At 67.4% G+C, this 22,706-nt stretch carries 19 protein-coding genes, 1 tRNA gene and 1 pseudogene; 12 read left to right on the top strand and 9 right to left on the bottom strand.

The window, feature by feature from the left end:
* Window positions 1-6: 6 nt before the first annotated feature.
* On the bottom strand, window positions 7-489 hold the full coding sequence (locus F8S13_08205; protein KAB8143872.1) for a hypothetical protein: 483 nt from the start codon (window positions 487-489) through the stop codon (window positions 7-9).
* 344 nt (window positions 490-833) lie between these two features.
* Between F8S13_08205 and F8S13_08200 the strand changes: the two genes are divergently transcribed.
* Both F8S13_08200 and F8S13_08195 read left to right on the top strand, forming a co-directional pair.
* Window positions 834-1,421 carry a response regulator gene (locus F8S13_08200; protein ID KAB8143871.1) on the top strand — a complete coding sequence of 196 codons (588 nt, stop codon included), beginning with the start codon at window positions 834-836 and terminating at the stop codon, window positions 1,419-1,421.
* A 57-nt stretch (window positions 1,422-1,478) separates the two neighbouring features.
* Window positions 1,479-2,060 (top strand): hypothetical protein, encoded by a 582-nt coding sequence (locus F8S13_08195; GenBank protein ID KAB8143870.1) that lies wholly within the window; start codon window positions 1,479-1,481, stop codon window positions 2,058-2,060.
* A 3-nt stretch (window positions 2,061-2,063) separates the two neighbouring features.
* Here the strand turns inward: F8S13_08195 and F8S13_08190 are convergent, their stop codons facing one another.
* Window positions 2,064-2,366, bottom strand: a complete 303-nt coding sequence (locus F8S13_08190) for a helix-turn-helix domain-containing protein (protein ID KAB8143869.1) — start codon at window positions 2,364-2,366, stop codon at window positions 2,064-2,066.
* Between the two features lie 181 nt (window positions 2,367-2,547).
* On the opposite strand from F8S13_08190, the gene F8S13_08185 reads away from it, so the two are divergent.
* Window positions 2,548-3,714, top strand: a complete 1,167-nt coding sequence (locus tag F8S13_08185; protein ID KAB8143868.1) for a tungsten formylmethanofuran dehydrogenase — start codon at window positions 2,548-2,550, stop codon at window positions 3,712-3,714.
* Between the two features lie 33 nt (window positions 3,715-3,747).
* Window positions 3,748-4,578 (top strand): reverse transcriptase-like protein, encoded by an 831-nt coding sequence (locus tag F8S13_08180; GenBank protein ID KAB8143867.1) that lies wholly within the window; start codon window positions 3,748-3,750, stop codon window positions 4,576-4,578.
* Here F8S13_08180 and F8S13_08175 read toward each other — a convergent pair.
* Complete coding sequence (locus tag F8S13_08175) at window positions 4,575-4,928, bottom strand: DUF983 domain-containing protein (protein ID KAB8143866.1); 354 nt, start codon at window positions 4,926-4,928, stop codon at window positions 4,575-4,577. The genes F8S13_08180 and F8S13_08175 overlap by 4 nt on opposite strands.
* A gap of 190 nt (window positions 4,929-5,118) precedes the next feature.
* Between F8S13_08175 and F8S13_08170 the strand changes: the two genes are divergently transcribed.
* The 3 genes and pseudogenes from F8S13_08170 (at window position 5,119) to F8S13_08160 (ending at window position 8,723) form a co-directional block, all read left to right on the top strand.
* The gene (locus tag F8S13_08170) at window positions 5,119-5,673 is read left to right on the top strand and encodes a PadR family transcriptional regulator (GenBank protein ID KAB8143865.1); all 555 of its coding nucleotides are present in this window, start codon (window positions 5,119-5,121) and stop codon (window positions 5,671-5,673) included.
* 37 nt (window positions 5,674-5,710) lie between these two features.
* On the top strand, window positions 5,711-7,816 hold the full coding sequence (locus F8S13_08165) for an FAD-dependent oxidoreductase (protein ID KAB8143864.1): 2,106 nt from the start codon (window positions 5,711-5,713) through the stop codon (window positions 7,814-7,816).
* Between the two features lie 703 nt (window positions 7,817-8,519).
* Window positions 8,520-8,723 (top strand): annotated as a pseudogene (locus F8S13_08160) (hypothetical protein).
* 89 nt (window positions 8,724-8,812) lie between these two features.
* Here the strand turns inward: F8S13_08160 and F8S13_08155 are convergent.
* Window positions 8,813-8,889, bottom strand: a tRNA-Val gene (locus tag F8S13_08155).
* Window positions 8,890-9,295: 406 nt separating this feature from the next.
* On the opposite strand from F8S13_08155, the gene F8S13_08150 reads away from it, so the two are divergent.
* From F8S13_08150 to aroC, 3 genes are all read left to right on the top strand, one after another.
* Window positions 9,296-10,906: an amidohydrolase gene (locus F8S13_08150; protein ID KAB8143863.1), complete on the top strand. Its 1,611-nt coding sequence runs from the start codon at window positions 9,296-9,298 to the stop codon at window positions 10,904-10,906.
* Window positions 10,903-12,177 carry a hypothetical protein gene (locus F8S13_08145; protein KAB8143862.1) on the top strand — a complete coding sequence of 425 codons (1,275 nt, stop codon included), beginning with the start codon at window positions 10,903-10,905 and terminating at the stop codon, window positions 12,175-12,177. The genes F8S13_08150 and F8S13_08145 overlap by 4 nt, the downstream gene beginning before the upstream one ends.
* A 92-nt stretch (window positions 12,178-12,269) precedes the next feature.
* Window positions 12,270-13,346 carry a chorismate synthase gene (gene aroC / locus F8S13_08140; GenBank protein ID KAB8143861.1) on the top strand — a complete coding sequence of 359 codons (1,077 nt, stop codon included), beginning with the start codon at window positions 12,270-12,272 and terminating at the stop codon, window positions 13,344-13,346.
* 53 nt (window positions 13,347-13,399) lie between these two features.
* On the opposite strand, the gene F8S13_08135 is transcribed toward aroC, so the two are convergent.
* The 5 genes from F8S13_08135 to F8S13_08115 all read right to left on the bottom strand — a co-directional run bounded on the left by F8S13_08135 (window position 13,400) and on the right by F8S13_08115 (window position 19,280).
* On the bottom strand, window positions 13,400-13,996 hold the full coding sequence (locus F8S13_08135) for a hypothetical protein (protein ID KAB8143860.1): 597 nt from the start codon (window positions 13,994-13,996) through the stop codon (window positions 13,400-13,402).
* A 219-nt stretch (window positions 13,997-14,215) separates the two neighbouring features.
* The gene (locus F8S13_08130) at window positions 14,216-15,028 is read right to left on the bottom strand and encodes a biotin--[acetyl-CoA-carboxylase] ligase (GenBank protein KAB8143859.1); all 813 of its coding nucleotides are present in this window, start codon (window positions 15,026-15,028) and stop codon (window positions 14,216-14,218) included.
* A gap of 26 nt (window positions 15,029-15,054) precedes the next feature.
* Window positions 15,055-15,285 (bottom strand): hypothetical protein, encoded by a 231-nt coding sequence (locus F8S13_08125; GenBank protein KAB8143858.1) that lies wholly within the window; start codon window positions 15,283-15,285, stop codon window positions 15,055-15,057.
* 173 nt (window positions 15,286-15,458) lie between these two features.
* On the bottom strand, window positions 15,459-17,942 hold the full coding sequence (locus tag F8S13_08120; GenBank protein KAB8143857.1) for a beta-glucosidase: 2,484 nt from the start codon (window positions 17,940-17,942) through the stop codon (window positions 15,459-15,461).
* A 63-nt stretch (window positions 17,943-18,005) separates the two neighbouring features.
* A complete protein-coding gene (locus F8S13_08115; protein ID KAB8143856.1) occupies window positions 18,006-19,280 on the bottom strand; it encodes an MFS transporter in 1,275 nt (424 codons plus the stop codon).
* Between the two features lie 194 nt (window positions 19,281-19,474).
* Between F8S13_08115 and F8S13_08110 the strand changes: the two genes are divergently transcribed.
* Together F8S13_08110 and F8S13_08105 are read left to right on the top strand one after the other, a co-directional pair.
* The gene (locus F8S13_08110) at window positions 19,475-20,533 is read left to right on the top strand and encodes a LacI family transcriptional regulator (GenBank protein ID KAB8143855.1); all 1,059 of its coding nucleotides are present in this window, start codon (window positions 19,475-19,477) and stop codon (window positions 20,531-20,533) included.
* A gap of 298 nt (window positions 20,534-20,831) precedes the next feature.
* Window positions 20,832-22,649, top strand: a complete 1,818-nt coding sequence (locus F8S13_08105; protein KAB8143854.1) for a peptidoglycan DD-metalloendopeptidase family protein — start codon at window positions 20,832-20,834, stop codon at window positions 22,647-22,649.
* The last annotated feature ends 57 nt before the right edge of the window (window positions 22,650-22,706 follow it).

Below are 22,706 nucleotides of genomic sequence, written 5' to 3'. Positions count from 1 at the left end.
TATCGGTCAGGTGAAGAGCGGCTCCTGGTAGGCCGGGGCCTGTGGCCTCAGCACGCGCAGGATGGCCGCGTTGCGCTTGGGGCCCACGCCCAGCACATGCAGGAGCGACCCCGCCAGGGCGGCGCGGCGCAGGCTGGCCGCGTCGGTGCTGCCCAGGTACTGCTGGATGCGCTGGGCCATAGCGGGGCCAAGCCCGGCCTCAAGCAGCAGCGTGCGGCTGTCCTTGGGCTGCTCGGCGCGCAGCTGGTCGTAGAAGGCCATGTGGCCGGTGGTGGCAAGCTCGGTGATTTTGGCCGTGAGGCTCTTGCCCAGGTTGGGCAGCCCGATCAGCTCGCCCTTGGCGATGCGCTGAGCCACTGGCTCGCGCATGCGTAGCAGGCCGTAGGCGGCGTTGCGGTAGGCGCGGATGCGGTAGGGGTTGGCACCCGGCTGGGCGGCAAGCATCGCGGCGATCCGGAAAAGGATGGTGGCCATCTCGCGGTTGGTCATAGCTCTACCTCGTGTACTACTCGTGTTTAAAGTTTCGTTGCTCTGGTTGGTAAAACCGCGCTATGAAGTTGTGTGCTGGTATTATAGCACACTTGTTCGTATAGATCAAGGTTCGCCTACGAGGTGGATGCCATTGCAAAGCCATCGGCCAAGGCTTTCTAAAGCGTTGCCCATCGCCTGCAATCTTGACCAGCAGCTAAACAGTATGCTATACTTGCGACACTAGATTTAACGATTCCTGACGTGCACCGACGCCCCAGATCGGCGACCGTGCGCGTTTTCACATCGCCATCGTTCACGATGCAGATGATGCGCGCGACGGCGCAAACAGAAGGAGATCTCCGATGGCTCAGCCACAACTCCGGCTCGTCATTGCTGACGATGAGTCTATCATCCGAATGAATCTCAAGGAGACGCTGGTCGGCCTGGGCTACCTCGTGGTAGGCGAGGCTGGCGATGGCGTCAGTGTCATCAACCTTTCGCGCGAGCTGCGCCCCGACCTGGTGGTGATGGACATCAAGATGCCCAAGCTCGATGGCATCCAGGCCGCCAAGGTGCTGACCGAGGAGAAGATCGCGCCGGTGCTGCTGCTGACCGCCTACTCGGATCGCGAGCTGGTGGATCGGGCGCGCGAGGCCGGTGTGGTGAACTACATCGTCAAGCCGTTCCGCGACGCCGAGCTGCTGCCCGCCATCGAGATCGCGCTGGCCCGCTACGCCGAGTTCGCCGAGATGGACAAGAAGATCGACGACCTGCAGGAAACGCTGGAGACCCGCAAGCTGGTGGAGCGCGCCAAGGGCGTGCTGATGGATACGCAGGGCCTGAAAGAGCAGGAGGCCTTCCGCAAGATCCAGCAGCTTTCCATGAACACCCGCAAGTCGATGAAGGAGATCGCGCAGGCCATCCTCCTGACGGCGCAGATCGAGAAGTAGCCTTCGAGCTAGCATGGCGCAGGTGCCACCCGGCCCTGCGCCATACTTTTTTCTACCGTGACACAGCCCGAGCGTGAATCTTCCCCCAGCCTATCGGTGCGCGCGCAGCGACTGCGCTGGCTGCGCCTGCTTGCACCGCACCTGCTGACGGCGTGCGTGGCGGTGGCCGTATCGCTTGCGCTATCTGCTTGGCTGCGCCCCGCCCCGGCGTCGCTGCCCGCGCCCGGCGCTGCCGCCGCGCCCAGCGCCACCCCCGCCCCCACCAGCACGCCCGCCCCCACCTCGCCGCCGCTTGCGGCGGGGGTAGCCCGCCAGGAAATAGCCGACCTGCGCGCCGCCGATGGGCGACTGTGGACCACCGTCTACGCCCTCAAGGCCGTCGGCCAGCTGGCCGATGCCGAGGGCGCGCTACGCACCAACGACATGCCCAGTGTCGACCAGGCCCTGATCGCCGCTGACTACTCGCTCTCGCTCGCATCCAGCCACGCCGACGACACCCAGAAAAGCCCGATCGACCAATTTCACCGCACCCTCGATCGCATCCACGGCGATCTCTACCTCTACCCCGATCATATGGATACGCGGCTTGCCCAGCTGCGCCAGCTGCTGCTGACGCTGGTGGATGAGCCGAAGAAATAGCCACTAGTGGTCGCCAGCCCAGCTGGCCACATCGGGCAGATGCACATTGCGGAACACGCCATCGTTTGACGGTGTGGGGCCTGCGCTGGCGCTGGCATCGGGCTGGCGCTCGAGCTTGGCGTCGGGCTGGATCGTGCAGAGCGCGTCGATATCGGCCCGGCGGTAGAGCCGCCGCCGCCCCACCGGCTGGCGGTAGGACTGCAGCACCCCCCGGCTCACATAGGTGTAGATGGTCGCCTTCTTTACACCCAGCAGTGCGACAGCTTCATTGATATCGACGTATTCTTCGTCTTCAATTAGTTGCATAACACCTCCTGCCCTTAGTATAGCAATCGCTCTGGTCCTGTCAATATAAATCGATGTAAATCAACATATATTGACAATGCAAATCGGCCATGCTATGCTCAGCAGGACGAGGCAGCGCCGCCTCTGGATTCCCACCGCTGGTTTTCTCTAAAGCGTTCCTTCTGGCCATCTTGCTGCGCCCATGCGGCGCGAAAAAGGAGCAGGGACTATGGGAGCAGTTACAGCACCACAGGGGCTTGAAAATGTGGTGGTGGCCCGCACCGCGCTGAGCGCGATCGACGGGGTGGCGGGGAAGCTGAGCTACGCCGGGTACAGCATCCACGATCTGGCCGAGCGCGTGAGCTTCGAAGAGGTTTTCTACCTGCTGCTGAACGGCGATCTGCCGACCCCCGCGCAGCTGACGGCGTTCAGCACCGAGCTGGCCGCGCTGCGCACGCTCGACGCGGTGGATCTGGCCACGGTTTATGGTATCCCTTCCCAAGGGCACGGCATGGATGCGCTGCGCACCCTGGTCTCGGCGCTGGTGCAGCGTCTGCCCAAGTTCCCCTTCACCACCGAGGGCGCGACCCAGCTGGGCATGATCATCGCGGCCAAGATGCCAGGCCTGATCGCGGCCTGGCATCGCGCCCGCAGCGGCCTGCCGCCCGTGCCCGCCGACCTCTCGTTTGGCCACGCCGAGAACGTGCTGTGGATGCTGCATGGCGAGCGCCCGACCCCGGCGGCCACCCAGGCGCTCAACACCTACATGGTGCTGCTGGCCGAGCACAGCCTGAACGCCTCCACCTTCGCGGCCCGTGTGGCGATCAGCGCGCACTCGACGGTGGGCGACGGCATGGTGGCGGCGATCGCCACGCTGCGCGGCGCGCTGCACGGCGGCGCGAACCAGGAGGCGATGGAGACCTTTTTGGCCATCGGCGCACCTGAGAACGCTGCGGCCTATGTGGATGGCCTGATCGAGCGCCACGAGCGCCTGATGGGCGTGGGCCACCGGCTCTACAAGGTCGAAGACCCCCGTGTGCGCCACCTGAGCGGCCAGGTGGCCGCGCTGGCCGCCCACGGCCAGGGCGCGCAGTGGCAGGCCGTGGCCGACGCCGTGGCCAAGGTGATCGCCACCCACCCCCACTTCACCAAGCGCCAGCTCTCGCCCAATGTGGAGTTCTACAGCGCGCCGCTGCTCTACGCCCTGGGCTTCCCGCTGGATCTGTTCACATGCGCCTTCGCGATGAGCCGGATCGCCGGGTGGACCGCCCACATCCGCGAGCAGATCATCGAGAACCGGCTGATCCGACCCAAGGCCGAGTACTCCGGCCCCGAGCCGCGCACCGTGGTGCCGCTTACCGAGCGCTAGCAGGCTGAGGAGAGCGGAGGAGCGAGATACCGCATGCCACTACCCACTGTGACCCTGACCACCGACGGTGCCGCGCGCGGCAACCCCGGCCCTGGCGGCTGGGCCGCCCTGCTTGAGGCCAATGGCAAGGAGAAGCTGGTGGTGGGCGAGGAGCCGATGCCCACCACCAACAATGCCATGGAGCTGCGCGCGGTGATCGGCGGGCTAGATGTGCTGAAGAAGCCCTGCGCGGTGATGCTGCGGGCCGACTCGCAGTATGTGCTGCAGGGGCTTGAGCGGCTGCGGGCGGGCGCAGGCCTGCCCGAGAAGAACCGCGAGCTGTGGGCGCGCCTGCTGGCGCTGTCGCGGGTGCATAGCATCCATGGCCAGTGGGTGCGCGGCCACAGCGGCGACCTGCGCAACGAGCGCGTGAACGAGGCCGCCAACCAGGCCGCCGCCCGCGCCTATCAGCGCGCTGAATCGGCCCGCCCCGAGGCCGCGCCTACTGGGGCGTGGGTGCTGGCGCTGCTCTCGCCCGCCGCAGGCAGGCCGGTGCAGTGGCTGGTGCAGGCCGGTGCCGAGCGCCGCAGCGGGGCGCAGCCGGTGGCGCGCGGCGTCACCCAGCCCACCGCGATCTACCAGGCCCTGGTGGCCGCGCTAGATGCGGCTGGGGCTATGCCGGGTGCGGCGGACCACACGCTGGTGGTGCGCTCGAACTACGAGCTGATCGTCAAGCAGGGCCGGGGCGAGTGGAAGGTGCGGCAGCCTGAGCAGCAGCCCCTGGCTGATCAGGTGGCGGCGCTGCGGCGGCTGTTTGCCGAGGTGCGCTTCGAGCACGCCCCGACCGATGCGCTGCTGCCGCTCTTCGCCGAGGCCGCGCCCTAGTCCTCGAACATCGACCCCGTGAGGTAGAGGATCCCCACCCATAGCCCGCGCGCGTGACGGTAGAACACCAGCGGGAACAGCACCACAATCCCCGCCAGCAGCAATACCAGCGGGATGATCGGCACCTCGGGGCTGAAGGCGAAGCCCGCGCCCACCATGGCGATGGCCATGGTCAGCGTGGCGTTGATCGCCAGCCCGCCAGTCAGCTCGCCGCTGTCGCGCTCGAACACCACGTGGCACACCGGGCAGCGCACATTCATTCGAAACCCCGAGCGGAACATATTGCCGTGCTGGCAGGCCGGGCACGTCAGCAGCAGGCTTTGGGTCAGCACCCGCAGAGCGCGTGGCATGGTTGTTCCCTCTTTCCTCTTGGTTGAGAAATGGCAACCGCGCGGGCATTATAGCACCCCCGCTCTGGCTGTGCTCGCTTGGGTTACCTGCCCTCAGAGTACCTGAGCACTCCATTTACATTCCCTCTTGACAAATGTATACCTCCATGAGAGTATGTCTATGTAGATATACTCTCATGGAGGTATAGCAATGCCGCTCGAACATGCGATCCTCGCCTTTCTTGGCTACAGCCCGATGACGGGCTATGACCTGAAGAAATTTTTCGATAATTCAGTTGCGCACTTTTGGACTGCAACCCAAAGCCATATCTACAAGGCGCTTGGCGAGCTTGAGGCCAAGGGTTGGGTACAGAAAGAGCTGGTGCAGCAGGATGACCTGCCAAACCGCAAGGAGTACCACATCACCGAGGCTGGGCGGGCCGAGCTGCGCACTTGGCTCTCCACCCCGCTGCGCCCCGAGCCGGTGCGATCGGCCTGGCTCATCCAGATCTTTTTCGCGCACGGCCTGCAGAACGAGGAGATCGCCAGGGTGCTGGAGGCGCGGCGCGATATGATGCGCGAGCGCATCCATACCTACCAGACCAGCGGCCAGAGCTACCTGGATGCGAATGCTAGCGATGTGCCCGAGCGCATCCGCACGCTCTGGCAGATCACCTTGGACTATGGCATCCGCAGCTATCAGGACGAGATCGTGTGGCTTGATGAGACGATCGCGCGTGTGCTGAGCCTGCCGCCGATCGATTAGCCGGAATTATAAGTAGACATAATACAAGAAGGTTGATATGGGACAGGCATTTGTGGGCTTTCTGCCCTGGATCATCTTTTGGGTCTGCTCGGGCTTTGGGATGTGGGGTGTGGCGCTGGTGGGCGGCGCGCTGGCGGCGGCGGCGCTGGTGGGCTGGCGCAGGGCACGCGGGCAGTCGCCCAAGACCATGGAGCTGATCACGCTGGGCTACTTCTGCGTGCATGCGGTGGTCACGCTGGCGCTGGGCCTGCCCTTCCTGAAGGAGCACGGCGCGGTGGTGAACAACGGCGTGCTGGCGCTGATGGCCTGGGGCAGCCTGGCGGCTGGCTCGCCCTTCACCTACGAGTACGCCCGCGACAGCTGGGACAAGTCGCTGTGGAATAACCCGCTGTTTCGCGCGATCAACCGCCGGATCACGGCGGTGTGGGGCGGCATCTTCGCGGGCAGCGCGGCGGTGGCGCTGGCGGGCGAGCTGCTACCCAGCGGCTACCAGCTGCTGACCAACATGGTCATCCCGATGGTGGGCCTGGTGGCGGGTCTGGCCTTCTCCAGCCGCTACCCGGCGATCGCCACGCGGCGCAGCATGCAGCGGCACCTGGATGCGCAGAACCCCTACCCCTGGCCTGCGCCCAGCTTCGCGCCCAGCGCCACCGAGGGCCAGGCCGATGTGGCCGTGATCGGCGCGGGCCTGGGCGGGCTTTCGGCGGCGGCGCTGCTGGCCAAGCGCGGCCTGCGCGTGGCGGTCTACGAGCACCACTTCCTAGCTGGCGGCTACTGCACCTCATGGGAGCGCGGGGTGCGGCGTGGCGACGAGCGGCTGCGCTATGTGTTCGACGCGGGCGTGCACGATGTGAGCGGCCTGGGCGAGCGCGGCGGTGTGCGCAGCCTGCTGCGGATGCTCGAAATCGAGGATCGCCTAGCGTGGGTGCGCAACAGCCAGGAGTACTTTCTGGGCGACCTGCACCTGAAGATCCCCGACGACGCGGGCGAGTTCGCCAAGCTGCTCGGCCAGCACTTCCCCGCCGAGGCCGAGAACATCACGCGCTTCTTCAGCGAGATGGAGCTGGTCTACCGCGAGATGTACGCCGACATCGAGAAGACCGGCGGCGTGCCGGGCGACCCCACCACAGTGGATGATATGCTGGCCTACCCCAAGGCTCACCCGCACGCCTACCGCTGGATGGAGCGCCCGTTTAGCGAGATGCTGGATGCCTTTTTCAGCGATGCCAAGCTGAAGCGGGTGTTCAGCGCGCTGACCGGCTACCTGAGCGACGACGAGGGCGCGCTGAAGGTGCGCCATATGGCCCCGATTTTCGGCTACTACTTTGATGGCGGCTTCTACCCCGTGGGCGGCTCGCAGCAGCTGGCCGACGCGCTGGTGGAGGTGATCGAGCAGCACGGCGGCAGCGTGCGGCTGCGCACGCCGGTGCGGCGCGTGCTGGTGGAGGGTGGCCGCGCCACTGGCGTGGAGCTGGCCGACGGCACAGTGGAGCGCGCCACGGCGGTGATCTCCAACGCCGACGTGCAGAAGACCTTCGGCGAGCTGGTGGGGAGCGAGCATCTGCCGCATGCGTTCGCCGAGCGGATCGCGGCGCTGCGGCCATCCACCTCGGCGTTTATGGTCTTCCTCGGCGTGGATATGGTGCCCGAGATCGCCTCGATCACCATGACCCAGGGCGTGGGCATCATGGTGCCCTCGAAGATCGACCCTAGCCTTGCGCCCGCAGGCCACTCGGCCATCACGCTCATCCGCCTGCTGCCGCAGGAGGAGGTCGAGCGCTGGGAGCGCAGCGAGGCTGGCTACAGCCAGCGTAAGCGCGCCTTCGCCGACGAGCTGATCGCGCGGGCCGAGCAGGCCATCCCTGGCCTCTCGCAGCACATCGTGTATCGGCAGGAAGGCTCGCCCAGCACGTTTATGCGCTACGCCTGGGCCAGCGGCGGCAGCATCTACGGCCCCGCCGAGGGCCAGGGCCGCATGACGGTGACGACGCCGGTGGAGCGACTGTACCTGGCCGGGTCGGGTGTGATGGGCGGCGGGGTGGAGGCGGCGGTGATCGCCGGGGTGATGGCGGCCAACGCCATCCTGCCCGCGCAGGCGGCGCGGGCGGCGCAGCCCCTGGCCCGCGAGGTGGGCGCGGCGTAGGCCCGGCGCTGGCGCGGCCCGCAGGGTCTCCCCTGCGGGCTTTTTTGCGCCCCGGGCTAGGCCAGCCGCTTGCCGCCGATCACCGGGCTGGGCGACTGGGGCACATAGATGCGCTGGGCGTTGACCAGCAGGGTGGCGATGTACTGCGCGCTGGGGTGCTGGATGGAGATGCTGGCGCTGCCCAGCCGAAAGCCGACCGTGGCGGGCGGGGTGAACTGGATGGCGCTCACGCTGCGCCAGGGGGCGGCCTGCCCACCCTGGCTGGCCAGCACCATCAGGCGCTCGCTGGTGACGACCAGCAGACCATCGCCCGCCGTGAGCTGCTGGCTGCGGCCCAGGTAGAAGGCCACGCGCGCCTCGAAGTGGCAGGCCTCGTTGCCATACAGATCCACGCTGGGCGCGATGGTGGGCAGCGTGCCGCTGGTGAGCTGGGCCAGCTCGTGCTGGTGCTCAAGCGTGGCGATCAGCCGCTGGTAGATGGTATCCGGCAGGGCGTAGCTGGCGATCTCGTCCTTTAATCCCTGCACGGCGGGGGCCGAGCCAAGGTAGGCCGCCCGCGCGATGATCCGGTCCTTGATCTTCTGCTCCACCAGCTCGTAGAAGCGCTGGGCCGCGCCGCTCTCGGGCGAGAGCCGCAGCCGCCGCAGCAATGCGCTCAGCTCGATGATCTCGGCCTTGGCGATCTGGCGGTCGTGGGTGATGCGCTGGAGCTGGAAGCGCACTAGGTGCTCGGCATCCTCGCGCACGTAGTCGCGGGCGGCGGTCCAGTCGAGCTCGTTGCGCTGGCACCATGCGTAGAGCAGCTGCTGGCGGTCGGGCGGGTAGGTGCCGTCGGCGATCAGGGTGCGGAAGTTCTCGCGGAACAGCTGGAGCTTCTCTTTTTCGCTCACACGGAAGAGACCCATAGGCACACCTCTGAGGTTTTGGTGCGAGAGCGTGCGGGTGATAATAGCCAAAACGGGGAAGCAGTTTCCCGCTTCCCCGTTTTGGCTGTTATGGTGGGCGATACTGGACTCGAACCAGTGACCTCCACGATGTCAACGTGGCGCTCTAACCAGCTGAGCTAATCGCCCGTAACGCGGGCTATAATAGCATCGCTCGCCATGTTTGTCAAATGTTTGCCCGATCGTGCTAGCGCCTGTGCGTTCTCGTTCGGCAGAACATTTTTACCACCAAGACTCCAAACTGCACTGGGGCAAACATAGGCTATGCTTGGAACGTTGCCCGTTTACCCCAGCGTAAAGGCTGCGTAGAACGCATAGACCCTGTTGATCTGAACTCGTGCTTTTTACGTTTCATGAACTATTGGCGCTTATGGGGTATGCTTTCCCCAGCACTCTTTAACCGCTTTTCTATTGACTGTCGCAGGAAAAAAAGGGTACGATAGCCTAACCCGTTCTGCGTGAAACTCTGTGCCTGCGGCAGCGTATAGAACCACTGCAGGGCATAGTGCGCCTTGCGAAAGAGATGGCACCGACAATGACGATCATCTTTCACAACGGCCCGGTCTACACGCTCGACCCGCAGAACCCCAAGGCCAGCGCGATCGCCGTGCGCGACGGGCGGGTGCTGGCCGTGGGCAGCGTGGGCAAGGTCTTCGCCGCCGCCGGCTCGCAGGCCGAGTCGATCGACCTGCGCAAGCGCGCCCTGATCCCCGCGCTGACCGACGCGCATGTGCACCTGGTGGCCCACGCGCTGCGGCGGCGCGAGGTGAGCCTGGATGGCGCGGCCAGCTACGAGGATGCGCTGGCGCAGATCGGGCGGGCGGCGTCGGCGCTGCCCCCCGGCGTGTGGCTGCAGGGCGGCGGCTGGGACCACGTGCGCTGGGGCGGGCGCTGGCCCACCGCCGCCGAGCTGGATGCGGTGGTGCCCGACCGCCCCGCGCTACTGTTCCGCAAGGATGGCCACTGCGCATGGCTCAACTCGCACGCGCTGGCGATCGCTCAGGTGAGCGCCGAGACGCCCGACCCGGCGGGCGGCGCGATCCGCCGCGAGGATGGCCTGCCGACCGGCCTGCTGTTCGAGACCGCCATCGACCTAGTGCGCCGCCACATCCCGCCGCTCACCGACGAGGACCGGCTGGCTGCGGTGCGCGACGCCATCGCCGAGGCCCACTCGTATGGCATGGCCGGGGTGCATGTGCCACCCTACCTGGATGTGGGCGATGGGGCCATGGTGCTGCGCACCGCCCAGCAGCTGCGCGAGCGCGGCCAGCTGGCCCTGCGCTGCCTGGTGCACCTCGATATCGGCACGCTGGATTCGGCTATCGCGCTGGGCCTGCGCAGCGGGCTGGGCGACCGCTGGCTGCGCCTGGGCGGCGTGAAGATGTTTGCCGACGGCACCCTGGGGTCGGAGACCGCCGAGCTGCTGCGGCCCTACGAGGGTTCGCGCAACACCGGCATCCAGACCTACAGTACCCAGGATCTGAACGCATCGGTGCGCAAGGCCAACGCCAGCGGCATCGCCGTGATCGTCCACGCCATCGGCGATGGGGCCAACCGACGCGTGCTGGATGCGATCGCGGCGGCGCGGGCCGAGGGTGCGCCCGCCAGCTTCGGCGGCATCCCTAACCGGATCGAGCACTGCCAGCTGCTCGACCCGACCGACATCCCGCGCTTTGCGCAGCTGGGCGTGGTGGCATCCATGCAGCCTATCCACTGCACATCCGACATCGAGACGGCGGACCGGCTGTGGGGCGAGCGCTGCGCCACGGCCTACGCCTGGCGCGCCCTGCAGGATGCGGGCGCGACGCTGGCCTTCGGCTCGGATGCGCCGGTGGAGTCGCTCAACCCCTGGCTGGGCATCCACGCCGCCGTCACCCGCCAGCGCCCGGGCGGCCAGCCCGAGGGCGGCTGGCACCCCGAGCAGCGGCTGACGTTGGCCGATGCGCTGCGCGGCTTCACCACGGGGGCCGCCTACACGGCGGGCATGGCTGGCAGGCTGGGCGCGCTGGCCCCCGGCATGCTGGCCGATCTCGCCGTCCTTTCCGACGACCCGTTTACCCTGCCGCCGACCGAGCTTCATCGGGTGAGCGCCGACCTGACCATGGTCGAGGGCGCAGTGGTCTGGACAAAACAGAAAAACACATGACTCTATCAGATGCGATGGCGGCGGCCCGTGCTGGCCGCCGCGAGGAGGCGCGCGCCTTGCTGATGCGCGTGCTTGAGACCGACGAGCGGAACGCGCAGGCCTGGCTGTGGCTCTCTGGCGTGGTGGATGACCCCGAGGAGATGCGGGTCTGCCTAGACAATGTGCTGCACCTGGAGCCGAGCAACCCGCATGCCCTCAAAGGTATTGCCATCCTTGATCAGAAGTATGGCAGGCCCCAGGCGCGCGAGGTGGGCCAGCCAGCGGATGCGCCCGCCGCGCCCGCCGAGGCTGCCGCACCCGCTACCCCTGCGCCCGCCGCCGAGGTGGCCGCGCCCGCTGCCGAGGTGGCCACGCCCGCTGCGCCTCCCAGCGAGCCGATGGCCGCGCCCGCTGTGGCCGACGTCGAGGTTGCGCGGCCCGCACCTGCCGCACCCGTGGCAGGCGATGCGGCCCCCTGCCCCTGCTGCGGCGCGATGATGCCGCTCAAGCTACGGCGGTGCACCCAGTGCAGCCGCCCCATGCTGCTGCACACCCCGCCGAACCCTGAGGAGGGCAGCCGCTCGCTCACGCTGCTGGCATTTCTCTGGGTGCTGCCGGTGATTATCGCCTTTGTGTTTGTGATTTTCCTTTGGGGTCCAATCATGAATAGCAGGGTTGATCTGCTGTTGGATGGCGCCAGCAGGATTATCGTGCTTATCATCTTGTCCGTCATATCCCTTCCCGCCATTCTGATCGCGCGCGGCCTGTTCCTGCGGCGGCGCTGGGCCTTCATCGTGGCCGTCATTCTGCTTGGCCTGAATACGCTTGGCTTTCTCCAGCGTGTTGTTGAGTTTGTGATCATGGTTGCACAAAGCGATGATATCCAGATGCTCACGTCCTCAACGATGATCATGGTGCTGATGCTAGTTGTGCTCGTTATCAGCTTCCTATGGATCTCGTTCCAAGGGTTTTTGCTCTACCGAGGCTACCCCAAGGTCTTTGGCAGCAAGGTGCGCTTTGTGCACACGGTGGGCGCGGGCACAGCCGCTGAGCACTACAATACCGGGATAGCCCTGAAAGAGCAGGGAATGTGGTATGCGGCCATGCAAGAGTGGGAGGCGGCAGCCTATGGCGATGCGGCAAACGTGCAGTACCTGCATGCGCTAGGCCTCGCCTACGCCCAGGTCAAGCAGCGCGCAAAGGCGATCTCCACCCTCGAACACGCGATCACGCTTGCGCCAAACGACCAGCGGCTGCGCGAGACCTACCAGATGGTGCAGACACTGGCCTAGGTGCGGTTGACGCCCGCCGCGCAAGCCGCTATGATCGGCACAAAGCAGCGCCATCACGCGGCGCGGCGTCGCGATCAGGAGCAAGAGAGACCATGGGTGGAAATAGCTTCGGGCAGATCTTTCGGCTGACCACGTGGGGCGAGTCGCATGGGCCGGGGGTGGGCTGCGTGGTGGATGGCTGCCCCGCCGGCCTCGCGCTGGGCGAGGAGGACATCCAGCGCGAGCTCGACCGGCGGCGGGTGGGCCAGAGCCGCATGACCTCGGCGCGGCAGGAGCCGGACAAGGTGCAGATCGCATCGGGCGTGTTCGAGGGCCGCACCACCGGCACCCCGATCGCCATGATGGTCTGGAACCAGGATGCCAAGTCGGCCCACTACAGCAATATCAAGGACATGTATCGCCCCGGCCACGCCGACTACACCTGGGATGCCAAGTACGGCTTCCGCGACCACCGCGGCGGCGGGCGCTCCAGCGCGCGCGAGACCATCGGGCGCGTGGCGGGCGGCGCGGTGGCCAAGCTGCTGCTGGCCAGCGCTGGCATCTCGGTGCTGGCCTGGACATCGCGCCTAGGCGACCTGGAGGCCAAGGAGTTCGACGAGGCCGAGATCGAGCGCAACCTGATGCGCTGCCCCGACGCCGCCGTGGCCGCCCAGATGGTGGAGCGGGTGGACGCTGCGCGGCGCAGCCTCGACTCGCTGGGCGGCGTGGTGGAGGTGCGGGCGCGCGGCGTGCCGCCCGGCCTGGGCGAGCCAGTGTTTGACAAACTGCAAGCCGATATCGGCAAGGCCATGTTCTCCATCCCGGCGATTAAGGGCGTGGAGTTCGGCGAGGGCTTTGGGGTGGCGGGCTTCCGTGGCTCCGAGCACAACGACCCGTTCGTGCGCCGCGCCGACGGCAGCATCGGCACCACATCCAACCACCACGGCGGCATCCTGGGCGGCATCTCTAGCGGCGAGGAGATCGTGCTGCGACTGGCGGCCAAGCCCCCGGCCTCGATCGCCCAGCCCCAGCAGACGGTGGACCGCGACGGCGAGGCGCAGACCATCGAGATCCACGGGCGGCACGACCCGACGGTGCTGCCGCGCCTGGTGCCGATCGCCGAGGCCATGCTGGCCCTGGTGCTGGCCGACCACCTGCTGCGCCAGCGCTCGGCGCGGGTGGCGCTCTAGCCCAGCGCAAAGAAAAGGGCCAGGGCACGCGCCCTGGCCCTTTTCGCATGTTGCTACTCGCCCGCCGATGGCTCCTCGTTGCCATCCTCGTAGCCATCCAGCGCGTCGTAGTAGCGCGCCAGGCCGCCCACCATCATCTGGGCTAGCAGCGGTGTGATCGCCTCGCTCATCAGGGTGAGGAAGATGTTGTACTCGACGGCCAGCGCCTCGCGGATCTTGCCCTCGGCCACCAGCCCAGGCAGCAGGCGCGAGGCCTGGCTGGCCAGGGCGCGGCGCACGCGGCTGGATGCGATGCCCTGCACCGCCGCCCGCAGGTAGTTGCTGAACGCCGGGTCGTCGTCGCTCTCGACCACGGGCGGCTCGCCCAGGCCGTCGATCACCTGCTCCACCACCCAGTCCTCGAAGTAGAGCGGGGCGAAGCGGTCCTCGCGCAGCACCTGCAGGCTGAAGCGGTTGGCGGCGTCCTCGTCTTTGGCCAGCTCGGCGGCGATGTCGCGGTGCTTGGCCAGTTCCTGGCGGGCGGCGGCCACGCGCTGCTGCTCATCCTTGTCGGGCTGGCGCTCTAGCCAGGTGCCCTCGCAGGCGGTCAGCCCGCTGACAAATTCGACTGCCTCGCGGCGCTGGCGCTTGGCTCGTGCTGCACGTCCCATGGCGGTTTCCTTATCCTTCATTGGCGTCCTGCGGCGAGTGTACCCCATCTCTTTTGGCCCGTCAATGAAGGTTCCAAGAGAACGAATACCACGAAGACGCGAAGGCACGAGGGTTTTTACCACCAAGGCTCCAAGACACCAAGAGGGTAGAAGAGTAGAAGAAACGAATAGCAAGAAGTTTTCGTTTTTCGCGTCTTCGCGCTTTGGGCAGAGTAGCTCCTACGCCTGCACGTCGCCAGCGGTGATGGTGTGGCGCTGGCCGTCGCCGCCGCGCAGGATGAGCGAGCCGTTGCGGTCCACGCCCTCGGCCAGGCCGCGCAGCACGCCCGCGCCGGGGATGCTCACCTCCACCTGCTGGCCGAGTGTGGCCAGCCGCCCCTGCCACTCGGCAAACAGCGACTCGCGGTGGCCGCGCCGCAGCGCCGCGTAGCGGGCGTCGAGCCTGGTCAGCAGCGCGGCCAGCAGCCGCTCGCGGTCCACCGGCTGGCCGCTGGCCGCGCCCAGGCTGGTGGCCTGCGCGCCCAGATCGCGGCCATCCACCACGCCCTGCGGGTGCCAGCTGACGTTCACGCCGATGCCCAGGGCCACGTGGGCGATCTGGCCCCGCTCCACCGCCAGCTCGCAGAGGATGCCTGCGGCCTTGCGCAGCGGCGCGTTGGGCTGCGGCGCGGCGGGCAGCAGCAGGTCGTTGGGCCATTTCAGCCGGGCCCGCAGCTGGGGCGCGGCCAGCTCGGCGGCCTCGCACAGCGCGGTGGCGGCCAGCATGGTGATCAGGAACGAGTCGGCGGGCGGAAGCCACGTGGGCCGCAGCAGCGCCGAGAGCAGCAGGCAGCCGCCGGGCGGCGCGGCCCAGGCGCGGCCCAGGCGACCGCGCCCCTTGGTCTGCTCGTCGGCGATGATCGCCAGGCCCTCGGCGGCCCCGGCCCTGGCGCGCTCGCGCACCATGTCGTTGGTGGAGCCGACCTGCGCGTGGCGCTCGATCTGGCTCCCGATGAGAGGGGTGTCGGTTGTCATGGCGGCAGTATAGTGCATTCTGAGCGTGGGTGGGGCGGGTATTTTTACCACCAAGAAGGCTCCAAGTTTTGTTTGGTGGCGACGATAGATTTTGATGCGTATGTATGATGTATACCGCACAGCACCATCGCCGGAAGCTTAATCACCATCGCCGGAAGCTTAATCACCATCGCCGGAAGCTTAATCATCATCGCCGGAAGCTTAATCATCATCGCCGGAAGCTTAATCATCATCGCCGGAAGCTTAATCACCATCGCCGGAAGCTTAATCATCATCGCCGAACGATAAAGAATGCTGTGTCATCTATGGGATACAGTATTTTTGTGTGAAGAAAAGAAGCGGCTGATCATACACTTTTTGTAACAGAAAAAGCCTCGCCCCAGCGACGATCTGCACGTAACGATGGCAGATAGCTGCTAAGGCGAGGCTTGCGGCTAGGGCTTGAGCGCTAGGCGCTCACAGGCGAAGATTTGGCGCTGGCTGGCTCGTGCCACTCCTCGGCTAGGCTGAAGCTGGCGCGCTGGTGGATGTCGGCGGCGGAGCTGCCGATCAGCACCTCGAACGCGCCTGCGTCGGCCACCCAGGCGGCGCGGGCGTCGTCGTAGTAGGCCAGCGAGCGCATGTCGAGCGTGATCGCCACGCTGCGGGTCTCGCCGGGGGCCAGCTCGACCTTGGCGAAGCCCTTCAGCTCCTTCTCGGGGCGGGCCAGGCGCGACTGCGGGTCGCGCACGTAGAGCTGCACCACCGCCTGCCCGGCGCGCTCGCCGGTGTTGGCCACATCCACCGTGGCGGTCAGCTGGCCGCCTGGCAGGATGCTGGATGCGCTCAGGCGCAGGTTGGTGTAGGCGAAGCTGGTGTACGAGAGGCCGAAGCCGAAGGGGAAGAGCGGCGCGATCTTCTTCTTCTCGTAGTAGCGGTAGCCGATGAAGATACCCTCGCCGTAGCGCACCTTGCCATTCTCGCCGGGGTAGTTGAGGAAGGCCGGGTTGTCCTCCAGCCGGTGCGGGAAGCTCTGGGGCAGGTGGCCCGAGGGGTTGACCGCGCCGAACAGCACATCGCTGATCGCGTTGCCGCACTCCTGGCCGGGGTACCATGCCTGCAGCACGCCCGCCACCTGTCCCAGCCAGGGCATGGTGATCGGCCCGCCGGTCTGCAGCACCACCACGGTGCGCGGGTTGGCCGCCGCCACACGGGCGATCAGCTCATCCTGCCGCCCCACCAGATCCATGTGAGGGCGGTCGGCACCCTCGCTGTCCCACTCGCCGCTGAGGCCCACGAACAGCACCGCCGCATCGGACTGGGCGGCCAGCCGCGCGGCCTGCTCGATCGCGTCCTCGCCCAGCGGCAGGATGACGCCTGCGCGCACGGCGTTGATGCCCAGGCCGCTCGCGCCGGTGGAGCCGTACTCGACGCTGAGCACGTAGGTCTGGCCCTTCTTGCACACCAGGGTGCCGATCGCCTCCACGCTGCCGCCGCCGAAGTAGGTGTCGCCGGGCTGCCACTGCTCCCAGTTCTCCACCACCAGCTTGCCATCCACCAGCAGGCGGCTCTTGCCCGCGCTCACCAGCCCAAAGTGGTACTCGCCGTCCTCCTCGGCCACGAACTGGCCGCTGATCCGCGCCGAGAAGCGCTGCGGGTTGATGCCCGGGCCGATCTCGTTGAACCACATCAGCTCGGCCTCGCTGGTCTGGCTCTGCCAGACGACCGGGCCGGAGAGGTCGGGGCTGTTGAAGTACTCGACGACGAAGCCGCCGCCCAGCAGCGGCAGCAGCTTGTGGTTGGTGCTGCCCGGCGCGAAGGCCAGCTCCACCTGCTCGCCCACCTGGGCCGCCACGCCCTCGTAGGGGCTGACGCGGTAGTGCGCGTTCACCTGGGCGCTGCCGCCGCCCATGATCCGGGCGGTCTTGGCGTTGGGGCCGATGATCGCGATGCTGTCGATCTTGGCCGGGTCGAGCGGCAGCACGCCCTCGTTCTTCAGCAGCACGATGCCCTCGGCGGCGGCGCGGCGGGCCAGCGCCTGGTGGTCGGGGCGGTTGACCGCCTGCTCGTCGGGGATGCCGCCCTGGCGCTCGAACGCGCCGGTGCGGGCGATCAGGCGCAGCATGCGGCGGGCGCTCTCGCGCACCGCCTCGGCGCTCACCTGGCCCTGGCGCACGGCGGCCACCAGCTGCTCGCCGCGGAACTTGGTCGGCCCGGGCATCTCCAGGTCGAGGCCGCCGTTCAGCGTCTCGGCCACGCTGTGGGTGGCGAACCAGTCGGACATCACCACGCCGTCGAAGCCCCACTCGTCCTTCAGGATCTCGATCTGGGTGCGGGCGTTCTCGCTGGCGTAGGTGCCGTTCACCTTGTTGTAGGCCGCCATCACCGCCCACACGTGGGCCTGCTTCACGGCCACCTCGAAGGGCAGCAGGTACAGCTCGCGTAGGGCGCGCTCGTCGATCTCCGAGTTGATCGTCATGCGCTCGAACTCGGACTCGTTGCCCACATAGTGCTTGATGGTCGCGCCCACGCCGGTGCTCTGCACGCCCTCGATATAGGCCTTGCCGATCTCGGCGGTCAGGTAGGGATCTTCGGAGTAGGCCTCGAAGTTGCGCCCGTTGAGCGTGGAGCGGTGCAGGTTGACGGTGGGGGCCAGCAGCACGGTCGCGCCCTTGGTCTTGGCCTCCTCGCCTAGGGCCTTGCCCACCTGCTCGATCAGAGCGGTGTTCCAGCTGGAGCCGAGCGAGATGCCTGCGGGGAAGCAGGCGGCGCTGACGCCGCCCACCAGGCTGCCGCCGCCGCGCGCGCCGTTCGGGCCATCCGAGACCTTGATGGCCGGTATGCCCAGCCGCTCGACCGGCACTGTCTCCCAGAACGAGGCCCCGGCCAGCAGGGCCACCTGCTCCTCAAGCGTCATCGCGTCGAGCAGCTGGTTGATCTTCGTCTCATCCATGATGTTTTCTCCGTCGTCGTTGACCGAATACTGCGAGTGTATCAGAAATCGCCGCGCTGTGCGCTAGCGCACGCTGCGCACCGGAATGATCGCCGCCGCCGAGCCGAGGGCCAGCGCGGCCCCGCTCACAAACAGCGCCGAGTAGCCGCCCAGGCTGGAGATGACGACCGCCGCGATGAACGGGGCGATGATCTGCGGCCCGGCGTTGGCCAGGTTCAGGATGCCCAGATCGCGGGCGTTGTTCTCCTGGTCGGGCAGCACCAGCGTGATCAGGGCGGTGTCCACCGCGTTGTAGCAGCCGAACGCGAAGCCGTTGATCGCGCTAAAGAGCATCATGGCCGCGAAGGTGGGCGAGAAGAACGGGATCAGCAGCGCCCCGGCCATCAGCAGCGCGGCCACGCCCACGAAGATCTTGCGGCGGCCCAGCTTGTCGGACAGCAGCCCGCCCAGCAGCGTGGCGACCACCATCGCGACGGTCGAGATGGTGGTGAGCGTGACCACTAGCGCGGCGGGGTCCTGGCCCGCATCCAGCCGGATATAGTCCTTCAGCAGGTAGAGCTGGTAGCCGCTGACCAGAAAGTAGCCCAGCATGATCAGGGCGCGGCTGGCGAAGGCCCAGGCGAAATCGCGGTGCGACAGGCTGGAGAAGAAGTCGGCCAGCATGCGCCCTGGCGAGAAGCTGGGCTTCTGGGCGGGCTGGGCCTCCTCGGCGGGCAGCGGCGGCTCGTGGTTCAGCGCCACGAACAGGAAGGACACCACCGCGATGATCAGGCCGATGACGGTGTAGCCGGTGAGCAGCGACTGGGCGAACATGGAGGCCAGCGCCACTCCTGCGATCGAGCCGATCGGCACGCCGATGCCCACCACCGCCGATGCGGTGCCGCGCTTCTCGGCGGCCACGCGCTCGGGGATGATCGCGGTGATCGCCGACTGGAAGCAGTTCATGGTGGCCTGCACGAGGCACCACGCCACGGTGATCCAGAACAGCGTCTGCATATTGCCCAGCAGCATCAGCGCCAGCAGCGCGCCCAGGCCGCCGCCCAAGATCCAGGGCGTGCGCCGCCCGAAGCGGCTGCGGGTTTTGTCCGAAAGCGCCCCGGCCAGCGGGTTGGCCACCGTGGCCACGATCGCGCTGATGCCGGAGACAATGCCGAAGTTGGTAACTTTATTTGCGGGGTCGAGCAGCTCCACCTGCTGCGGGAGGAAGATCTGCAGCACGCTGATGTAGACCACGTACATCGCGACGTTTGCGAACAGCAGGGAGAACAGCAGACGGCCAAAGCTCGGGGCTTTTTTCTCGACAGGGAGAGTGCCCGCGTGCTGAATATTCGTGCTCATCGTTGAACGCTCCAATTCATTGGGTATGGTTGTGTAGCGACGGTGCTCTTGCCTGCGGCAGCGCAAGGCCACCGGCCGTATGGCGGTGCGTTCCTCGCAGGCGTTTGGAAATCGTGTGGTGACACGTGTAAGCAGTATACGCAGATTCGAAAGCGCTGTCAAGCCGAGAGAACTTGGCATATAATGAGCGCTGAATGAGCAAAGAAAGCAAGAGCGTGAGCAACACCAACAACCCGCCGGACGCCGCCGAGCCTGGGCCGCGCCGCCCGCCCACCAGCGCCGACGTGGCCCGCAGCGCCGGGGTCTCGCGCGCCACCGTCTCGTATGTGCTAAACGGCGTGGCCGATAGCCGGATCAGCGAGGAGACGCGGGCCAAGGTCCGGGCCGCCGCCGACGCGCTGGGCTACACCCCGCATGCCATGGCCCGCTCGCTGCGGGCTGGCAGCAGCCAGATCGTGCTGCTGCCGCGCTACGAGCTGCCCAGCAGCCCCATGCCGGTGCAGTTTCAAGAGGGGCTGGCCGCGCGCATCGGCGAGAAGGGCTACACCGTGATCTCGCACCTCGACCCGCTGGCGCAGGGCGTCGAGGCGGCGCGCACCTGGGCCTCGCTGCGGCCTGTGGGACTGTATGTCGAGGCCCAGCGCCTCAACCGCCGCGCGATCGAGATCCTGCGGATCGCGGGCACCAAGGCCATCCTGCTGAGCAGCGAGAAGCCCTCGCGCCTGGCCCCCACGCTGGTGGTGAACCATAAGGATGTGGGCGCGTGCGCCGCCGAGCACCTGATCGGGCGCGGCCACCGGCGGCTGGCGGCGGTGGTCCCGCGCGAGGCGGGCATCCATGGTCTGGGCATCGAGCGCTACACCGGCATGGCCAAGGTGGCCGAGCAGCACGGGCTGGCGGTGCAGCGGATCGATATGGCCTACGACGCCCAGCAGGCCACGCGTGTGGTGGCCACATGGCGGGCAGGCCCACGCCCCGACGCCGTGCTCACCTACAACGACGACTTCGCCATGCTGCTGATGCGCGCCATCCAGGATGCGGGCATGGCCATCCCCGGCGACGTGGCGGTGATCGGGGTGGATGACCTCTCGTACTGCGACCTGCTGCGCCCGCGCCTCACCTCGGTGCGGCTGGGGGTCGAGCACGCCATCGATGTGGCCGCCACCGCCTTCCTGCGCCTGATCGAGGGCCACGAGATCGACACCTCGGTGCGCTACCTGCTGCCGTCGGTGGTGGTGCGCGAGTCGGCGTGACAGGGTCTATGCGTTCTCGTTCGGCAGAACGTTTTACCACCAAGGCTCCAAGACACCAAGGAATATACGACCCTATTTACCACGAAGACTCGAAGGCACGAAGAAAAAACCGATTTGTCCAAGATGCAACAGGGCATCATACACAGCGCATCGGCCCGGGCGTGACGCGCCGCCCGCCCACAGCGGGCAGAAGTTGTGGTACACTCCGCCCGCTATGCAAAGAACACGACACACACGCCCACGGCAGGCTAGCGGCTGGTGGCTGATCATTGCCAGCATCTTTGGTCTTGCTGCGATCTTGAGCGGGGTGATAGGCTTCATCATCTGGCAGCGCCACGGCACCGAGGTCGCGCAGGCCACGCCCACCGCCTCGGCGCTGGCGCTGGCCCCCAGCCCCACGCCCACGCGCACGCCCGCCATCCCCACCGAGGCGCCGACGCCCGTGCCCGCGCCCTACTTCGACGGCCAGCGGCTCACCTACGAGCCGGGCTTCAATGTGCCGCAGATCCAGGCCTGGCTCGATACGCAGCCGGGCAGGCTAAAGACGATGGCCTTCTCGGTCGGCGATCGGCGGCACAGCTTCGCCGAGTCGCTCTACAGCCAGACCAGCTACTACAGCGTCAACCCCAAGGTGATCCTGGCCCTGCTGGAGCTGCAGGGCGGCCTGGTGTCGAACCCCGACCCCAGCCCCGACGCGCTGGGCTGGGCGGCGGGCTACCAGGGCGATGAGGGCCGCTACCGTGGGGTGCAGTCGCAGGTGCGCTGGGCGGTGCGCCGCATCCTCTACGCCAAGCGCGATTTCCCCAGCGGCGCGCCCTTCACCTTCATCGACAAATCCACCGCCCCGCCCGACGCGGGCCTGAGCTACGGCGCGTATGTGATCGCCGCCGTGCTTGCGCCCACCACCACTCAGGAGGGCCTGCCGGGGCTGATGCAGCGCTACCGCGAGACCTACACGCGCATGTTCGGCGACCCCTGCCTGCCGCTGGCGGGCATGCCCGCGCCCGCGATGCCCTTCCTGCGCTGGCCGCTGGAGGGGCCGGAGCCGATCAGCTCGTTCTTCGACCACGACGCGCCCTTCCTCACCCGCGTGCCCGGCGCGCCGATCACTACCTACTGGGGCAACGACGAGACCGACCCGGCCTTCGCCTACGACGGCCACGACGGCTGGGACTACGCCGCCGCGCCGCCCGACCTGGTGCTGGCCGCCGCCGATGGCGAGGTGACGTTTGCGGGCAACGCCGACGACAACTGCGCCACGCGGGCGGTGATCATCGACCACGGCAACGGCTACCGCACCATGTACTGGCACCTGGCGCTGGTCTACGCCGAGATCGGCGAGCAGGTGAAGGCGGGCGAGACCCTGGGCGTGGTGGGCGAGAGCGGCTGCGCCAAGGGGCCGCACCTGCACTTTGGCGTGCAGTACCTGGGCCGCGACATCGACCCCTACGGCTGGTGCGGCAAGGGCACCGACCCGTGGGCCAGCAACCCCTCGGGCAGCGCCAGCGCCTGGCTGTGGGCCGATAAGCTCTCGCCCTGCGCCGCGCCGCCCAGCCACGTGCTGCTGGTGGACACCGACGCGCAGGGCTTCACGCGCACCGGCGAGGGCTGGAAGACTGTGGTTCCCGGCTACGGCGGCGACGCGCTGGCGATCGCCTCCATCCAGCGCCCGCCCACGCCCACGCCCACGCTCGCGCCCGGCACGGTGCTGCCCACCGAGCCGCCGCGCACCGCCACGCCCACGCCGTCGGTCTCGCCCACGCCCGTGACGCCCACGCCCATCCCAACCCCGGCCACGGCGCGCTGGACCACCGTGATCCCGCGCAGCGGTCGCTATCAGGTGATGGCCTACATCCCCTATGCGCTGAGCGGCCTGAACGACGCGCGCGAGGTGCGCTACCGCGTGACCAGTGACGACGGCGAGCGGGTGGTGACGGTCAGCCAGTCGGTGGATGCCAACGAGTGGGCCTACCTGGGCACCTATAGCTACACGGTGGGCCAGCAGGCCAGCGTGCTGCTGGACAACCAGGCCGAGCTTGGCGGCTCCAGCGTGTGGGCCGATGCGGTGGTGTGGGTGCCCGAGGATGGCGAGCCAGCCGCGCAGCAGCCGCGCTAGCCACATTCTTTCGCCAAACGACAAGCGCCAGGGCATAGAGCCCTGGCGCTTTGCTAT

It is taken from the genome of Chloroflexia bacterium SDU3-3 (genome assembly GCA_009268125.1).
Lineage (GTDB): Bacteria > Chloroflexota > Chloroflexia > Chloroflexales > Roseiflexaceae > SDU3-3.
Note: the sequence above shows the minus strand (reverse complement) of the source record. Positions and strands in the feature narration are given on the sequence as shown.

Excerpts from the sequence above, each read along its gene's own strand:
- F8S13_08205 (KAB8143872.1), bottom strand. The coding sequence starts at position 489 with ATGACCAACCGCGAGATGGCCACCATCCTTTTCCGGATCGCCGCGATG.
- F8S13_08200 (KAB8143871.1), top strand. The coding sequence starts at position 834 with ATGGCTCAGCCACAACTCCGGCTCGTCATTGCTGACGATGAGTCTATC.
- F8S13_08190 (KAB8143869.1), bottom strand. The coding sequence starts at position 2,366 with ATGCAACTAATTGAAGACGAAGAATACGTCGATATCAATGAAGCTGTC.
- F8S13_08185 (KAB8143868.1), top strand. The coding sequence starts at position 2,548 with ATGCGGCGCGAAAAAGGAGCAGGGACTATGGGAGCAGTTACAGCACCA.
- F8S13_08180 (KAB8143867.1), top strand. The coding sequence starts at position 3,748 with ATGCCACTACCCACTGTGACCCTGACCACCGACGGTGCCGCGCGCGGC.
- F8S13_08175 (KAB8143866.1), bottom strand. The coding sequence starts at position 4,928 with ATGCCACGCGCTCTGCGGGTGCTGACCCAAAGCCTGCTGCTGACGTGC.
- F8S13_08170 (KAB8143865.1), top strand. The coding sequence starts at position 5,119 with ATGCCGCTCGAACATGCGATCCTCGCCTTTCTTGGCTACAGCCCGATG.
- F8S13_08165 (KAB8143864.1), top strand. The coding sequence starts at position 5,711 with ATGGGACAGGCATTTGTGGGCTTTCTGCCCTGGATCATCTTTTGGGTC.
- F8S13_08150 (KAB8143863.1), top strand. The coding sequence starts at position 9,296 with ATGACGATCATCTTTCACAACGGCCCGGTCTACACGCTCGACCCGCAG.
- F8S13_08145 (KAB8143862.1), top strand. The coding sequence starts at position 10,903 with ATGACTCTATCAGATGCGATGGCGGCGGCCCGTGCTGGCCGCCGCGAG.
- aroC (KAB8143861.1), top strand. The coding sequence starts at position 12,270 with ATGGGTGGAAATAGCTTCGGGCAGATCTTTCGGCTGACCACGTGGGGC.
- F8S13_08135 (KAB8143860.1), bottom strand. The coding sequence starts at position 13,996 with ATGGGACGTGCAGCACGAGCCAAGCGCCAGCGCCGCGAGGCAGTCGAA.
- F8S13_08130 (KAB8143859.1), bottom strand. The coding sequence starts at position 15,028 with ATGCACTATACTGCCGCCATGACAACCGACACCCCTCTCATCGGGAGC.
- F8S13_08125 (KAB8143858.1), bottom strand. The coding sequence starts at position 15,285 with ATGATGATTAAGCTTCCGGCGATGGTGATTAAGCTTCCGGCGATGATG.
- F8S13_08120 (KAB8143857.1), bottom strand. The coding sequence starts at position 17,942 with ATGGATGAGACGAAGATCAACCAGCTGCTCGACGCGATGACGCTTGAG.
- F8S13_08115 (KAB8143856.1), bottom strand. The coding sequence starts at position 19,280 with ATGAGCACGAATATTCAGCACGCGGGCACTCTCCCTGTCGAGAAAAAA.
- F8S13_08110 (KAB8143855.1), top strand. The coding sequence starts at position 19,475 with ATGAGCAAAGAAAGCAAGAGCGTGAGCAACACCAACAACCCGCCGGAC.